This window comes from Clostridium aromativorans (assembly GCF_020908015.1).
Lineage (GTDB): Bacteria > Bacillota > Clostridia > Clostridiales > Clostridiaceae > Clostridium_B > Clostridium_B aromativorans.
This window is the reverse complement of the sequence record NZ_JAJJPB010000005.1, coordinates 14,791-31,421: the sequence shown is the minus strand read 5'-3', so window position 1 is coordinate 31,421 and position 16,631 is coordinate 14,791. Positions and strand designations below refer to the sequence as shown.

General features: G+C 40.4%; 17 protein-coding genes. 1 reads left to right on the top strand and 16 read right to left on the bottom strand.

What is annotated here, in order from left to right; translation table 11 throughout:
• The first annotated feature begins 148 nt into the window (after positions 1-148).
• Complete coding sequence (locus LN736_RS06140) at positions 149-442, top strand: hypothetical protein (RefSeq protein WP_150356483.1); 294 nt, start codon at positions 149-151, stop codon at positions 440-442.
• A gap of 169 nt (positions 443-611) precedes the next feature.
• Here LN736_RS06140 and LN736_RS06135 read toward each other — a convergent pair whose 3' ends face one another.
• The 16 genes from LN736_RS06135 to LN736_RS06060 all read right to left on the bottom strand — a co-directional run bounded on the left by LN736_RS06135 (position 612) and on the right by LN736_RS06060 (position 16,558).
• Positions 612-1,592, bottom strand: coding sequence for a 2-hydroxyacid dehydrogenase (locus tag LN736_RS06135; protein ID WP_150356482.1), 981 nt, complete (start codon positions 1,590-1,592; stop codon positions 612-614).
• Between the two features lie 38 nt (positions 1,593-1,630).
• Positions 1,631-2,518, bottom strand: a complete 888-nt coding sequence (locus LN736_RS06130) for a dihydrodipicolinate synthase family protein (RefSeq protein WP_179978197.1) — start codon at positions 2,516-2,518, stop codon at positions 1,631-1,633.
• 66 nt (positions 2,519-2,584) lie between these two features.
• On the bottom strand, positions 2,585-3,361 hold the full coding sequence (locus tag LN736_RS06125; RefSeq protein WP_229981211.1) for an IclR family transcriptional regulator: 777 nt from the start codon (positions 3,359-3,361) through the stop codon (positions 2,585-2,587).
• Positions 3,362-3,498: 137 nt separating this feature from the next.
• Positions 3,499-4,602 carry an ABC transporter ATP-binding protein gene (locus LN736_RS06120; RefSeq protein WP_229981210.1) on the bottom strand — a complete coding sequence of 368 codons (1,104 nt, stop codon included), beginning with the start codon at positions 4,600-4,602 and terminating at the stop codon, positions 3,499-3,501.
• 34 nt (positions 4,603-4,636) lie between these two features.
• Positions 4,637-5,341: a glycerophosphodiester phosphodiesterase gene (locus LN736_RS06115; RefSeq protein ID WP_179978199.1), complete on the bottom strand. Its 705-nt coding sequence runs from the start codon at positions 5,339-5,341 to the stop codon at positions 4,637-4,639.
• 32 nt (positions 5,342-5,373) lie between these two features.
• Positions 5,374-6,723: an ABC transporter substrate-binding protein gene (locus LN736_RS06110; RefSeq protein ID WP_229981209.1), complete on the bottom strand. Its 1,350-nt coding sequence runs from the start codon at positions 6,721-6,723 to the stop codon at positions 5,374-5,376.
• Positions 6,724-6,778: 55 nt separating this feature from the next.
• The gene (locus tag LN736_RS06105) at positions 6,779-7,600 is read right to left on the bottom strand and encodes a carbohydrate ABC transporter permease (protein WP_229981208.1); all 822 of its coding nucleotides are present in this window, start codon (positions 7,598-7,600) and stop codon (positions 6,779-6,781) included.
• Positions 7,601-7,620: 20 nt separating this feature from the next.
• On the bottom strand, positions 7,621-8,535 hold the full coding sequence (locus LN736_RS06100; protein ID WP_229981207.1) for a carbohydrate ABC transporter permease: 915 nt from the start codon (positions 8,533-8,535) through the stop codon (positions 7,621-7,623).
• A 50-nt stretch (positions 8,536-8,585) separates the two neighbouring features.
• Positions 8,586-9,161 carry a phosphatase PAP2 family protein gene (locus tag LN736_RS06095; protein WP_326839067.1) on the bottom strand — a complete coding sequence of 192 codons (576 nt, stop codon included), beginning with the start codon at positions 9,159-9,161 and terminating at the stop codon, positions 8,586-8,588.
• Positions 9,162-9,711: 550 nt separating this feature from the next.
• The gene (locus LN736_RS06090) at positions 9,712-10,092 is read right to left on the bottom strand and encodes a hypothetical protein (protein ID WP_229981206.1); all 381 of its coding nucleotides are present in this window, start codon (positions 10,090-10,092) and stop codon (positions 9,712-9,714) included.
• A 14-nt stretch (positions 10,093-10,106) separates the two neighbouring features.
• Positions 10,107-10,472 (bottom strand): NifB/NifX family molybdenum-iron cluster-binding protein, encoded by a 366-nt coding sequence (locus tag LN736_RS06085; RefSeq protein ID WP_229981205.1) that lies wholly within the window; start codon positions 10,470-10,472, stop codon positions 10,107-10,109.
• Positions 10,444-10,914: a SpoVA/SpoVAEb family sporulation membrane protein gene (locus tag LN736_RS06080; protein WP_229981204.1), complete on the bottom strand. Its 471-nt coding sequence runs from the start codon at positions 10,912-10,914 to the stop codon at positions 10,444-10,446. The genes LN736_RS06085 and LN736_RS06080 overlap by 29 nt, the downstream gene beginning before the upstream one ends.
• 12 nt (positions 10,915-10,926) lie before the next feature.
• Positions 10,927-11,304 carry a SpoVA/SpoVAEb family sporulation membrane protein gene (locus tag LN736_RS06075; protein WP_150356472.1) on the bottom strand — a complete coding sequence of 126 codons (378 nt, stop codon included), beginning with the start codon at positions 11,302-11,304 and terminating at the stop codon, positions 10,927-10,929.
• Between the two features lie 73 nt (positions 11,305-11,377).
• Positions 11,378-13,741 (bottom strand): FAD-dependent oxidoreductase, encoded by a 2,364-nt coding sequence (locus tag LN736_RS06070; protein ID WP_229981203.1) that lies wholly within the window; start codon positions 13,739-13,741, stop codon positions 11,378-11,380.
• A gap of 12 nt (positions 13,742-13,753) precedes the next feature.
• The gene (locus tag LN736_RS06065; protein WP_179978206.1) at positions 13,754-16,045 is read right to left on the bottom strand and encodes a xanthine dehydrogenase family protein molybdopterin-binding subunit; all 2,292 of its coding nucleotides are present in this window, start codon (positions 16,043-16,045) and stop codon (positions 13,754-13,756) included.
• A gap of 12 nt (positions 16,046-16,057) precedes the next feature.
• On the bottom strand, positions 16,058-16,558 hold the full coding sequence (locus tag LN736_RS06060) for a (2Fe-2S)-binding protein (protein ID WP_150356469.1): 501 nt from the start codon (positions 16,556-16,558) through the stop codon (positions 16,058-16,060).
• Positions 16,559-16,631 lie beyond the last annotated feature (73 nt).

Genomic DNA, 16,631 nt, shown 5'->3' with positions numbered 1-16,631 from the left:
TTTCATGAATTTTGAATAAAAATTCGTAAATTTTCAAAGTATACACTTTTAGTTAAATAAAAATTACAACTTTACATTATAATTTTATTAACAATTTTAGCTCTATTTCCATAATATATTATTGTAGTAAATTTTATGGAGGTATTTAATGAACAACGACAATAAAGATATCAACGAGGAATCCATGGAAAATTATGATTATACTAGAAATACTTACCCCTATTATTGCCCCCTTTACAATTGTCCCTATGCTCCGTCTGCAGCGGACCAATATGACGATGAAAGCATAGAAGAGCCAATTGATCTTGACTCAGCATACAGACAACACGGCCGAAGAAGGCGCAGGAGAAGGCGCAGACGTAGACGTCCATATTATCCTGGATTTGGTCCAGTGATATTCCCAATCATATTTCCATTTGATTTTGACGATTGGGATTACTAAATAAAAGCTTATTTCATTTACATTATACTATCAACCCATATCATTTAAATAAATAAAAGATGCTTTGAACTACCATAAACTAATTCAAAGCATCTCTTGCTTTTATACCCGTAGAAGTTAAAAAATATAAATTCACTATTATAATAGACAAAACTTGGCACAAAAAAATCTATACTAAATCTTTCAATTCAGGTACCATATTGGGTACAGTCTTTCCAAGTACTGCTTTTACTAAATTTTCCGCAGCAAGCATTGCCATATCAAAACGAGTTTTCGCAGTAGCTGAACCAATATGAGGCAAAGTTATAACATTGGTCATTTTTAAAAGAGGATTTTCAGGATCTATTGGTTCTGTTTCATAAACATCCAGTCCTGCAGCAAGTATTTTATTGTTATTTAAAGCATCCACCAATGCCTTTTCATTAACCGTCTGCCCTCTAGAAGCGTTTATGAAAATCGCTGACTTCTTCATTAGATCAAATTCTTTATAATCAATTATATGATAGGTATTCTTATTATATGGAACCATTACTGAAATAAAATCAGACTTTTTAAGTAAATCATCAAGGCTTTCATATTGTACACCTAGTTCATTTTCAATATTTAACCTTCTATTTCTATTGTGGTATAAAACATTCATGTTAAAACCAAACTTTGCCTTTCTGGCCACACATTCACCTATTCTACCCATTCCTATGATTCCCAAAGTGGCATGATTTATATCCACTCCAAAAAGATTGCTGTCAATATCTTTTTTCCATTTACCTTTTTTTACATAGGAATCCAATTCAGAGATTCTTCTAGCCGTAGACATAATAAGAGTCATTATAAGATCTGACACGGTTTCATTTAATACAAAAGGTGTATTGGTTCCTATCACTTTCCTTTGTTTCATAGCATTTATTTCAAAATTATCATATCCGACAGAAATATCACTAACAACTTTAAGCCTAGGTGAATGTGCCAAAATTCTATCATTGATTTTAGTTCCTGAAGTTAAGAGGCCTTCAACATCCTTTAAATTTTTAATGAGTTCCCCTTCAGATATTTCTGAATCGGAATCCCATTTTTTATAGTCACAATATTTAGCAATAAACTCTTCCACCTCTTTAGGAACAGGCTTTGCTATAAATACTTTAGGCCTATCCATAACTTACCTCCTTAATCTTTCAATATTTTTATCCCTTTTTATTTTATATTTATAAATTCCCTTATTTTATTTTTTATATTTTCATCTGCTTCGATACTGTAATTTTTTAAAGATGTATTAATATTTATATTTAAACGCATACCTACTGCTTCTTTCAATGTTATCATAAATGGATCCATGAGATTATATATTCCCATCAATTTATTTATCTTGCCCTGACAGATCATCAATTTGTCAACATCCTTTTTCTGAAATGCTTTATAAGCATCAATAAATATTTTGGCATTTATATTTGTAAGTCCCCCTATAATCCCTGAACCCTGTGACAGTAAATTGGGTATCAGGTATTCTTCAAATCCTGAAAATATAGAAAAACCACTTTGGGAATTTTTGAATTTTTCACTATATTTTCTTACATTGCTTATGGAATCAATGGTATCCTTTATACCAACAATGTTATCAAAATCAACGGCCAGTTTAAACACAAGATCAGGTGATAAATTAGTCCCTGTTCTATCTGGAAAATTATATAACAATATAGGCAATTTTGTATTTCTGGCTGTTATAGAATAGTATTCATAGAGATGCTGATCATTTAAACTAAAATAATAAGGAGTTACAATCAAAACTGCATCCGCACCTATGCTCTCTGCAAACTTATTTAATTCCAGCACTTCTTCTATGTTATTGGAGCCTGTCCCAACTATAAACTTAACTCTCCCTGCAATAACTTCACATACAAATTTCACATAATCTTTTCTCTGCTCAAGCGACATACTAAAAAATTCTCCCGTACTTCCAAGAGCTACAATACCATCAATGCCATTAGAAATTAACTTTTCAATTAAAATCCTAGTAGCTTCTTTATTAACACTTCCCTTATCATCAAAAATAGTGACCATTGGTGTATAAATTCCTTTAAACATTAAAACTTCCTCCTCATTTTATCCTTAGAATTATTTTTATATATAATATGCTTTTAGCTTATTATCTCAAAATAATTTTTCTCTTGTATATCCAAGTTTCTTTGAAATTTCTAAAGCTGCCTTTATTATAAAATTCTTGTTTTCTTCCACATTTTCATCATATTTTTTAACTTTCAATTTTGAAGTAGATACTGCAGCTATAGCTTTTCCTACATTATTATATACCGGAACGCCTATGCAGAATATACCATCTTCATTTTCCTCATCAGATATGGAATACCCTCTTTTTCTCGTTGCCTCTAAATCTTTTAGCAAGTCTTCAGGATTTACCAATGTACTTTTAGTCCTTGGTATCAATTTAACTTTGGATAGATATTCACTAATTTCTGCTTCACTATAAGTAGCCAAAATAGCTTTCCCTAAACCTGTAGAATAGAGAGGCATGATTGATCCCAAATCAGCAGTTGTTCTCAATGCTTTTTTTGATTCTTTCTTATCTATATATACAAGCTCATTATTGTTTACTACTGCTAAAAATACAGTTTCCCCTATATTATCAGTTACCAATTTTAAGATGGGATCTGCAATATTAATCAATTCGGTTTTATTTAAATATAGACTTCCAAGCTTAAATGCACCAATACCCAATTCATAGCTCTTCAACTTTTTATCCTTTATCGAGAGAAAATCTCTTTCAACCAGTGCATTTACAATATTAAACACACTGGTTTTAGGTATATTCAGGCTTCTACTTAATTCAGCTATAGTAACAGGTTCTTCCCTTTCACCGATAAATTTTAAAATATCTAAGCCTCTTAAAATTGCCTTGTTCAAACAATTCACCTCACTATTCTATATATGAAACGCTATTCCATATTTTAAATACATTATAAATATTTACTATCCCAATGTCAATAATAAAATCACGGCCATTATTTAAAAATTAGCCGTGATCTCAAATTTTAACTATGAAAATCATACTACAATACTGTTAATCGCGTGTCCATATCAAAAATATGAATTTTACTTGTATCCAAAGCCAATTTGACTTTATCTCCGGATTTAAAATTCACTATGCCTTCTACCCTGGCTATAACATTGGATTCACCTTTAGATAAATATATATAGCTTTCCGCTCCCATAAGTTCCGTTAAGTCCACATTGAATTCCACCAGACATTCATTTTCTGTGTTTTCTCCAGGTATTCTTATATTTTCAGGTCTTATTCCAATTATAATATTTTTACCCACATAACCCTTCTTTTCCAGAACATTTGATATACTATCCTGCAGAATTATCTGTTCTCCTTCGAATAAAACTGCAAGTTTTCCATTTACATGATCCAATTTGGAATTTATGAAATTCATCTGTGGGCTTCCAATAAATCCTGCCACAAATACATTTTTAGGGTGATTGTATATCTCCTGCGGAGTATCCACCTGTTGTATAACCCCGTCCTTTATTACCACGATTCTTGTACCCAGTGTCATTGCCTCTGTCTGATCATGGGTTACATATATAAAGGTGGTCTGAAGCTTCTTATGAAGTTTTGATATTTCTGTCCTCATCTGAACTCTCAATTTGGCATCCAAATTTGACAGAGGTTCATCCATTAAAAATACTTTTGGATTTCTGACTATAGCTCTCCCCATAGCCACTCTCTGTCTTTGTCCACCTGATAATTCCTTAGGTTTTCTTTTAAGCAAATCATATATATCCAGCGTTTTAGCAGCATTTTTTACTTTTTGATCTATTTGAAGTTTTTGTACTTTTCTCATTTTAAGTCCAAAGGCCATATTATCATAAACAGTCATATGCGGATACAATGCATAGTTCTGAAATACCATAGCAATATCCCTATCCTTGGGTGTCACTTCATTCACAAGCTGATTATCTATATAGAGCTCTCCACCGGTTATCTCCTCAAGCCCTGCAATCATTCTAAGAACAGTGGACTTTCCACAGCCTGAAGGCCCCACGAATACTATAAATTCTTTATCCTTTATTTCCAGATTAAAATCTTTAATGGTGTCAACATTACCTGAATAAGTTTTGCATATGTGCCGCAGGGATAAATTCGCCATCTTTACTATACTCCTTCCTTTTAAACATCATTTCCTAAATTAATTTTTTAAGCACATTAGGATAATTCGTTATTATACCATCTACTCCCAAATGAATAAGCTTTTTCATATCACTTTCCTTATTTACAGTATAGGTATTTATAAGTATACCATTTTCCTTTATATCGCCAATTATATCCTTATCCATAATAAGGGAAAAGAGAGGATGGAGTGCATCAGCCCCTATCCTCCTTGCATATTCTCCCGGTTTATGAATTGGTAATCCATACAGCAGCCCTGTCTTAATACTGCTGTCATACTCTTTTACTTTCTGCATAGAATAATGATTGAAAGATGATATTATCACATTTTTTTCTAATCCATATTGATGAATCTTGTCTATTGTATATTTTTCTAAATCCTTATAATGTACAATATCATTTTTAAGTTCAAGATTTAGGAGAAGATTTTTATCCTTCATATAATCTAACAGCTCATCCAAACTTGGAATTCTTTCTCCATGTCCGGCATTGAACTTCATAAGCTCCCGACAAGTATAATCCTTTATGAACCCGGTTCCATCCGTAGTCCTGTCTATTGTCTCATCATGACAGAGAACTATTGCGCCGTCTTTTGTGATATGGAGGTCTGTCTCTATTCCATCCGCACCTGTTTCCACTGCTTTTCTAAAAGCCTGCATGGTGTTTTCAGGATACATTCCGCTGAATCCTCTGTGTGCAATATTTAAAGTTTTGACCATTACCACTGTACTCTCCTTTTTCTCCTCATATATTACTTGTTATTCTGATTATATTTCTCTATAGCCGAATTTATGCTGTCTGTCGAATTCTTAACAGCCTCTTCCGGAGATTGTTTACCCTGAAGCATCTGCTCTATATTTGTCTCAACAGTCTGTCTTGCCTCCGGGAATACAGACATAAGTGCACCTTTAGCTGTGGAAGGAGAATTATGAAGTTGATCTATGGCTGTCTGGAACTGAGGTTTTTTCTTCAGATTATCCTTCATTGTCTGAACATCATAAGCTTTTTTGGTAACAGGGAAATATCCTGTCTGACTGGCCCAGTAAGCCTGCTCTTCCGGTGACACCATGTACTTTATAAATTCCCAGGTTGCTTTTTCCTTGGCAGTGTCCTTGCTGTCAAGTGCCCACAATGAGGCTCCTCCTATTGATACACCGCCGTCCTTTATTCCATCAAAAGATGGTAAAGCTGCAGTTCCTACTTCAAATCTTCCTCCTATGCCACTTAGTACAGCCGACAAATCTGCTGTAGATTCAATGTACATAGCTGTCTTGCCTGCTATAAATGCATTTTCCGTATCATCTTCATTTCTTCCAAAGTTAGCTGCATTACCGGATTTAACTAGTTTCTGCCATTCATCCAATACTTTTACGCCTGCTCCATTTTTATCAAACTCCACAGCTGTAGGAGCTTTCTCTCTGCCGTTGCCATTATTTGCATAATTTTGTCCCTGCTTAACTATGAATTGTTCAAAGAACCATCCATATATGGCCATTGCATAACCATACTGAGTTACCTTCCCTGAAGCGTCCTTCTTAGTAAGCTTTGCCGCTGCACTTTCCAGTTCTGAAAATGTCTTAGGAGGGTTTTCAGGATCCAGCCCTGCAGCTTTAAAAGCATTCTTGTTGTAGTAAAGTATTGGAGTTGATGAATTAAACGGCATAGAGTACAATTTATTGTTCACAGTATAATATCCTGCTATGTTAGGTTCCAAGCTGGATGTATCGTATTTTTCACTGTCTATGAAATCCTGCATGGGCTTTACCCATCCGCTGTCTATCATAAATCTGGTACCTATATCATAGGTCTGCATAACATCAGGCCCATTTTTTGCTCTCTCCGCACTCTTTAATTTATTTATAGCCTCATCGTATTTCCCTTGAAATTGCGCATTGACTTTAATGTCTTTATGGGAACTGTTGAAATCATTGACCATTTTGGTAAGTGCCTGCCCGTTTTTACCTGACATGGAATGCCAGAATGTAATCTGAACAGTTTTGCCGGATCCTGAGGATTGACCTGAATTGTTGCTTCCACATCCGGTAAAAATACCTCCTACCATCAACGAAGCTAATAATAAACTTATGAATTTCCTTTTCATTATTTTTCTCCTCTCAAAATTAATTATTGGCATATTTTTTATATGAATTTTACAACTACCCCTTTACTGCACCGGAAGTCATGCCTTCAATAAGCTGCTTCTGACCAAATATGAAAATTATAATTGAAGGTAAAAGCACCATTATAATACCTGCCATTATAAGTCCAAAAGATTGGTTCTCAGAGAACTGCAGCATACTTATACCTATCTGAACAGTTCTTGTACTGTCCTTGCTGGTTACAAGCAGAGGCCATAGATATTGATTCCAGGTAACTAAAAAAGTATATACACCAAGAGATCCTACAATAGGCCTCGACATGGGAAAAACTATTCTGGTAAAAAATTTAAAATTGCTGCAGCCATCCATCTTTGCGGCTTCATAGAGTTCCCTCGGAAGAGTGAGATAATACTGTCTCATCATGAATATTCCCATGGCGGCGCTTAAATAGGGAATGATGAGAGCTTTATAGCTGTCCAGCCATCCAAAAGATCCTACCGTCAAATAATTTGATATCATAATGGATTCCGCCGGTATCATCATAGTGGCTATTACAATTACAAACAATACCTTTTTACCTTTAAAATCAAAAAATGAAAACGAAAAAGCTGCCAGACAGGATGTGAAAATCTCACCTATAGTTACCCCCAGAGATACTACAAAACTGTTGACTATAAATTTCATTATGGGAGCAGCATTCAAAGCATCTGTATAATTATTTAAATACAATTCCTTAGGTATCAATTTGGGCGGATAGGAAAATATTTGCTCCGGCGGCATAAAACTAACAGCAAGGGCATATAAAATAGGCACTATAGTTATAATACCAAATACTGTATTCACAATATAAAGAATTATTTTATTTATATTTTTTTTCATGTACCATTACCTCTCCACATTTATTTATAAAAAATCTTTTTATCTTCATATCTGAATTGAAGCAGGGTTATGACAAACATAAGCAGGAACAAGACTATGGATTCAGCACTGGCGGCGCCAAATCTGCTGTTAAAAAACGCATTTCTGTAAATGGAATATACAAGAACATTAGTGGCTTCGGCAGGCCCTCCCAGAGTCATTATATTTATCTGACCAAAAGTTTGAAATCCATTTATGATATTTATAATGAGTACAAAAAAAAGAGTTGGAGAAAGACAGGGCAGTATTACATTTTTCAACCTTTGAAGATAATTTGCTCCATCTATTGATGCACTTTCTACTAGTTCTTTCGGTATATTTTGAAGACCGGAAGTTATAAAAATAAAATTTATACAGGCATTTAGCCATACACCTACTATGGATACTGCTATAAATCCCCAGAAGGGACTTGTAAGCCAGCCAATACTCTTTCCCAGGAGAAAATTAACAAAACCTATGCTTGGATTAAACAAAAGCATCCATATTATTGCCGCAGAAGCAGAGGATACTGCCATGGGCATGGCATACATAGTGCTGAAAAGTCCCTTGAACTTCAACTTGTTATCACATAAAAGTGCAAGCATAAGTCCAATGAGTATAGCTGATATTGTAGTCACAATTACATATTTAAAAGTCACAACGACACTATTTATAAAAGAGGGATCCTTAAATAAATCAATATAATTGGAGAAACCTGCAAAGGAGCTTGGCTCTCCCTGGGCATTAGTACTGAACAAACTTAAATATATAGTTTTAAAAAAAGGAAAATAGGTAAATCCCAAAAATATGACTATACATGGGATAATATACAGATAAGGTTCCACGATATTTATAATTTTTTTACTTTCAACGGTCTTATTCTGAATCAAACAAACTTGCTTTGATGCTTTTTCCATTTAATTACCTCCATTAATTTTCTTTACGGATATATATTATCTCATCAATATTAATAAAGGTTTATATTACGGTTAAATATATTTAACACATTGTTCTGGAAATAATTACAGCCTAAAAATAGAAGTATCAATTTAGCACATAACAGTCCAAGTATGGCTCCTGATATTATATCAGTGGGATAATGAACACAAAGGTATACCCTTGAAAACGCTATTAAAAATGCTATTAACAAAAATATTACCTTATATTCACTGAACTGAGCTGACAAAACACCTGCTACTGCAAAGGAAGAAAAGGTATGACCTGATGGAAAGGAATAAGAAATGGGTCTTGAAATTAAAAGTTGAAGATCATTTTTACAATTACAGGGCCTTATTCTTCTAACCAAGTGCTTCATTATTCCTTCTCCAAATATAGTACTTATAATTAAAGTAACCAATACCATAATTCCCGTTGTCTTATAATCCATGCACAGCATTAAATACAGAGCTATTGCAATCCAAAGTACTCCTCCATTTCCCAAAGCTGTAGTAAACATCATAGCTTTATCCACAGCTGGTCTGCGCATATTATCCTGTATGAATTCCAAAATAAAATCGTCGAACTTTTTTATCAAAAGTATCACCTTCTATATTGGTTTTTTCATTATCACCAATTTTATTTTATACAATCAATATTACTAAAAGATTAATAACACATTAAAAAGTCTTAATAATATTAACTTACCAATAAATTTTCATTATTTCAATAAAAAAATAAGGCATTGCAAACAGTCAATGTCTTATTTTTAAATTATAATTTTAAGGGGGTAATGCTACAAACTTTACTTACAGTATCTTCTGGAGGTTGCACTTGAATTTACCGTGCCCTGCAACCACAGACACCTTTTGGTAATTACCAACATTTCCATTTATATGTTATGTTCAAATACATCATTTTCAATTTCGCTAAGATATTTCCTTAGGACACTTATTATTATATATGGTATTTGTTACGTCTTAATGTCATATTTATAAACTATTTGTGAACAATCAAGTATTTTTCTGGACTTAGATAGAGTTTCCAAACTGCAGCTGACTTTTGCTTTTTGTATCACCACAGCCCCGGCCGATACCGTTTGGTATCGGCCGGGGCCGTGGTTTTTGTCATAGTTCACGATCTGGATTCTGTCGCAGCTATTCTTTACATCTGCTTGCATAATCGCAAACTGCGTAGTTCAAAGCAAGCTCCGCCATGATGACAAAGGATTGGTCAGCTTCAGACAGGGTGCCGTTGTCGCTTAACAGTTTTGCAATGGCATTACGCTGCGGCAGACCTGCCGTAACAACTGCTTTGCCCTTCATCAATTCACACAGTGCATTCATACATGCGTGAAGTATGGGCAACTTCGCGTCGGAAGAAAGATAACCAATTTCAGTAATAAGCTCCCGTTCCGTCTTAAAGCCCAATATAACTAGACGGTCATCTCCCTGCACGCAGCCGGTGCATTGCGCATCCGGCGGCATAATGTTCTCCATCTTTGCGTAAGCGGCAAGCTTTTCCGGAACTGTAGCCATAGAGAAATCCCCCCTTATATTTCGGTTTCATGAGCACAGGGCGAATAATGTCCTGCAAAAAAGGCACGACCTGTATCTGGCTCACAGTTTAATTCGTTTTCAATAAAGTGTTGTACCGCACGTCTGGCATTTCCATAAACGCCTGCAAATACAGCTACACCAGCTACTGCCATATCACGACGCGTCTGGTTCTGCAGCATACCGCAGAGAACGGCATCCACCTGATGGGAACGCAGCTGGCGACTCAAATTTGCTTCGAGTTCATGGTCAGTAATGCTGATGATGGTTTTGCCATCAACATTAAAAACTTGATAGAGCGGAGCATTTTCCAGTGTCAAACTAATGGAATCCTTATTGATCGGTACTGCGATTTTGCTCATGGCATCCTCCTTCAGACAACATCAGGTCGTCCGGCGTTTTATCATGCCTGACGTTCTGCAAAACGTCACTGTTTTTTTGACTTTTGTCAGACGCCGGAATGGCTTCAGAAAATTTTTTAAAAAGCGTACTCCCACAGGCAGCGCCTAAAGCGATCAGAATGATGTTCAACAGTCCAACCAGAATCAACGGTGTCACCGAACCGGTCTTGACCAGGGTGGCGCCTGCACTGTAAGCTGCGTTACCACAGCCCAGCGCAGTTACGCTCACACCGCCGGCGCCAAGACTATTTAAAAAATCAATTACGCCGAGTTTAGTCAGAACGCCTCCACCGATGGCTATCAGCAGGATTGCCACAAGAGGAAAAGATATTTTGATTTCTGTCAGAAATTGTGTCAGCGCACAAATGAGTCCGCCAATCAAAAATGCATACAAAAAAGCCATGATTCACCCTCCTTAGCACAACAGCAGGCCAAGTATGAATGCAATGACAAATCCTGTGCCCAGGATCTTCAATACATTCCAAAAGCCTACAATGAAAGCCTTCTCTAATTTTGCACCGGCCTTTTGCGCAGCCGCCGCTGAGGTAGCAGCGCCAAACATCAGTCCGCAAACTGGAATTGCGGCGCCGCTATCACCGAACTCGGCAACCTTAAAGTAGAAACCGTTTGCAATTATTACCACAGCGATAACACCAAAAGCGAGAATACTTACCATAATAACCATAGTTGCATCGGAAATAAATATTGCGAACAAGGCAATCAGTAACTGACCGATCAAGCCAAAACAGCCACCTACCAAAAATGCTTTCAGAATTTTCCGTATAGCAGTCAACTTCTTACCTCCTTTATTCTATCATGAAAGCTGTCCCGAGGACAGCGTAATCCATCAGGGACAGTAAACAACTTTACAGTAACGCTTCCACGAAACGACTGACGATGGCCCGCGCCGTATTGACCTTGTAGTGGTTCATGGACATGGGGATGACATCCTTCACGGCCAAAGCACCTGCTTCTTCTGCCAATTCCCGGCTGAGCGTCTTACCCTTCAGCAGTTCCTCCACTTCATCCAGCTTGACTGGAATCGGCGCTACGCCGCCCATAACCAGCGATACATCCACAAGCTTGCCGTCCTCCAGCTTATATGCATAAGCCAGGCTGACCAGAGCAAAATCTATGGCTTCACGGATGCGCATCTTTTCATAGCCTGTCACATAATCGGGTCTGTCAGGTAACTTCACCGCGGTGACAAGTTCATCCTGATCCAACATATCGTAGGCCTTTAACTTGGTCGCGAAGAAGTCGCGTGCTGCGATTTCCTTTTTTGTGGTAATCACTTTACCGTCCAACGCAACCAGCACAGGGGAAATGTCGGAAGCGTTGACGCTGTAGCAGCCACAGTTCATGCAACGTCCTGCCTCAGCCTGCGCCTCTTCCAGGCTTAGAGACGAGGCATCCTCGTCTGTCAGTGAACGTTCACCCAAAGCATGTTCAGTAAGCTTTTTGCTCTCCGTCTTTTTGATGCCGTTTATATCGTAGGAGAGGAAGGCCTTGCTTTCAGCGGGGGCTTCCACTGGATAACCCATTTTCTTGCTCATGGTTTTTGCCGCTATACCACCTGAGCAAATAGCGCGAATGGCAATGTCGGGACCGGTGACTGCATCGCCGCCTGCAAAGATTTTGTCGTTCTTTGTCTGATATGTCTCCATGTCAACATCAAACAATCCACGAGCCGTCTTGAGCTGCGCACCAAACTTGTCACCCAGAAAGCTGGTATCCACACGCTGACCGGTAGCCAGAATGATGGTAGTCGCATCAAATACACAGGTCTCGTTCTCATCATAGACAGGACTGAAACGATGCTCCTCATTGAAGACGGATACGCACCTCATAGATTCCAGGCCAATCACTTTTCCGTCATCATCAGTTACAACCCCCTTCAATCCCCAGCCGTTGAAGATTTCAACACCTTCCTCCTTTGCAAGGGCGATCTCTTCCGCTGTCGCGGGCATTTCCTTTTCCTGCTCCAGACAGACCAGACAGACATGCTTTGCACCCATGCGCTTCGCCGTCAGCGCCACGTCCATAGCCACGTTACCACCGCCGCAGACCAGAACATCATTGTCGATAGCTTTCTTCAGGAAGGTATTGACCTCTACCAAAAAGTTCAGGCCGAACTCAGTCAGTTCCTCTCCCTGAATGCCAAGTATAGGCTGCTTCCATGCGCCGGTGCCAAAATAAATACTGTCATAATCCGTCACCAGCTCATCCATGCTGATGTCCTTGCCAATGGTAGTATTCATGATGAACTTCACACCCATATTGGCAACAGCCTGTACATAGCCCTCAACAATACTCTTTGGCAGACGATAATGAGGAATACCGTAATACAGTACACCGCCGGCCTTCTCATGGGTATCGAACACAGTTACGCTATGTCCCTGAGAGCGCAGGAAGTAAGCGGCAGTCAGGCCACCGGGACCTGCGCCGACAACGGCTACCCGCTTGCCGGTTTCCCTGGTGGGTTTCACATAGAATCTATCGACATTTTTGAGAATGTAATCACCCAGAGTGCGTTCAACACAATGGATACCTACATTCTCGCCGTACTGACACTGGTTGCAGTTGTCCTGGCAGGGATGCGGGCAGATACGGGCAGTACACATGGGCATAGGGTTCACCCTCAGAATAATCCTTGCGGCCTCATCCCAGTTACCCTTGCGAATCTGCTCCATATAGGCCGGAATATCGATGCCGGCCGGACAGCCCTTGCCGCAGGGATTCACATGCGTCTTCATGCCGCCATAGATAGAGTGATAGCGGTTTTCTCCCTGCAATGCATAACAAGTTGCGCCGCCCTTGCGGGAGCAGTCCATGCGCCCACCGATTTCATGCGGATAGCGATAATACCAGCAGCGTACATCCTGGCAGATATTTCCGCCAATAGTGCCGACATTGCGAATCAAAGGCGTGGCTACAGAATGGGCAGCATCAGCCAGAGCCTTTGCGCTACGCTGAAGAACAGGAGACTCAGCAACATCGGTCAACCTGGTCAAAGCCTTAACCGTAATACTCCCCTCATTTTCCACAATACCCGCAGCATCAGGAATTGTCTTAAGGTCGACAACACTTGCGGGGCTTTCGTTCAGAATGGCATGCTTATAAACATTAATCAGATCCGTCCCGCCGGCCAAAATATCAGCATTTCCCCTGGCCAGCATTGCGGAGGCTTCTCCAAATGAAGTTACACTCGTATATTCAAATTGTCTCATGATTTATCCTCCTTACAGTTTGCCCAGGGCCTTGAGAATGCCCTCGCGGCTTGCTGGATACTCGCAGTAATCAACGCCAATGGCGTTGGAAATAGCCATCATCATCGCGGCGGGACCGGGAGCTCCTGAGATTTCGCCGAGGCCGACAGCCTTCCAGCGGGAAACTTCAGGCAGCGATTCCTCAATCACGATGTCCATCGGCGGAAAGGCGTTAAAGGGACGCCACTTGTAATCGATAAGATTGCCTGTTAGGAGACGGCCATTCTTTTTATCAAGGACGTTTTCCTCCATCAAACCGGTGTCCGCGGCTGCGGCACCAAATCCTCCCTGAAACTGCATCTCAAGTGTGGCTGGATCGATAACCTGTCCGACGTCGGAGCCAACAGCCACGTCAACAAGCTTAGCTTCGCCGGTTTCCAGATCTATCTCAACCTCGGCAAAATAGATGCAGTAGTTGGACTTGGTATAATCATGATAGTACTTGCCAATGCCGTGCGCCTGATAGGCAAACGGAACAACCTCATTCCAGCGCCATCTCTTTTCGGGGCGGTGCCTGTAGAAAATCATACTGTCATGTGTATCCAAATCCTCCGGAGAGGCGTGCAGCTTCTCGGCTGCCTCTTCAAGCAGCTGACGGCGGGCGTCCTCCGCCGCACGTGTAACGGCAGTAACGCTAGTTATAGTTCCACGTGATCCTGCAGGGCCCTGCCCATAGCCGCTGTTTTCCGTGTTTTCTTCAACAACGTAGACTTTTTCGATCTCCATATCCATAACTTCGGCAACAATCTTTCTGAGGTTGCTGCGCTGGCCGCAGCCCTGTTCGGCAACATCGGTATGAATATATGCACAGCCCTGGAACGGATCGAGGCGGACATAAGCAACACAATCATCTTCACCGACGTCGGCATTTCCATGACAGGAAACGCCAACGCCATAGGCCTTGTTGCCCACGACTTTAGTCGGCTTCATCCAGCCTTTCCATTTGTCCTTCCAGCCGAACCTCTTCTCCGTGGAATAGGTAACCGGTGCGTAGTCCTGCTCGCGGCATTCGTACCATAACTTATTACGCCAATACCAACCGTCGCCGGTCTGAGCAAAGTTTTTTGCAATGAAATCAACAGGATCAAGCCCTGCCTTGCGAACCAGACGCATAACAACGGGCATCATGGCACACTTGATCTCCTGACCACCGAAGCCACGCACCGGGCCTGTCATAACATGGTTTGTGAAAACCATTTTGCCGTCCAAATCCCAGTTCTTGCACTTGCCCAGAGCGATCTGTGCTTCCCCGAGACCGACACCCATCTGCCACTGTCCGCAGGAATTATATGCGCCGCAGTTTAGATAAACATCGCCTTTGACCGCATGTACATAGCCGTCCTTTAAGCCAACCTTAATCTTCATGTACATACCGATGCGCACATCGAAGGCAGTAAGCTGTTCACTCTTGGTTAAGCACACTTTGCAGGGACGCCCTGGGTTTGCGACCGCCATGATGGCAGCATACTGCGTCGGCGTGGCCATAGGGGCCTTATTGCCAAAGCCGCCGCCAACATTGAAAACTGTGGTGTCGTTGGGCATACCGTCCTGCAGAATCATAGCGTTCAGACGATAGCCGTGGGGCGTCTGGGTCGTGGCCCATGCCTTCATTCTGTTATGCCTGCTGTCATACTTGAAAACAGTAATCGGGGGCTCCATAGCAGCAGGAGAGCCAAGAGAGTTGTAATCCGCCTCGCTCTCATCTACAAAATCACATTCCTCAAAGGCTTTGTCCACGTCACCGCGTTTGAGATGCATCATCATATCCTCACCTACAAAGGGGACAACGGGCCACACGATATTACCACGCGGGAACGCCTTGGGATGCACTTTTGGCGCATCCGGCCTAATAGCTTTTTTAATGTCAAAAACAGGGGTACGCTGCTCATACTCGATTTCAATCAAATCAAGCGCACGCTCTGCAATGTTTGGATCTTCCGCCGCGACCAGTGCGACAGCATCACCAACATAGCAGCCGTAATCGTGCAGAACCGGAACCAGCGGCGGCATGTTAAGTCCCCAATTTTTACAGATTTCAGGCATATTGCCATAATACATGACATTGGCAACGCCGGGATATGCCTCGGCCTTGCTGATATCAATCTTCTTGATTTTCGCACTCGGATATGGACACTTGAGCGCTTTCACATAAAGCATATCCTTCATTTTGAAATCGTCCAGATAAATAGTCTTGCCTGTGACAATTTCTTTCGCTTCCATACGCTCTGTATTCTTGCCTATGTAGCGATACTCAATCTTGCTCATTTCGTTCCTCCTTTACGCATTTTGCTTCATATACAGCTCTGCTGCATTAAAGACATGATACTGACTTATACATCGACACATGTTGCCGGAAAGCGCTTCACCAATTTCTTCCCTACTGGGATGCGGGTTGTTGATAAAGAGCCCTTTAAGCGCCATAATGATACCGGGCGTACAATAACCGCACTGAAAGGCATACTTGTCGATGAACGCCTGCTGTAGCGGGTCAAGTTCACCGGTCTTGGGATCATGTAGGCCTTCAATTGTTACGACGTCAGCGCCGTCACAGGCGGCAGTCAGAATCTGACAGCTGGGCACGGCCACATCATTCATCAGCACCGTGCAGCATCCACACGCTCCCTGACCGCAGGCCAGTTTCGTACCTGTCAGATTCAGACGCTCTCGCAGCGTTTCGCACAGTGTTTCCTCATCGGGAATGATCCCGTACCCATCGTCATGTCCGATGTGGAATACTTCTTTTTTGCCATTGATAATCATCCGAATGGTTTTGCTCATACTTTTCTCCACCTTTCATTCATGTTGCATTCGGCAGCTTAAATAATCAGAATAATTTAAATTATCCTAATTA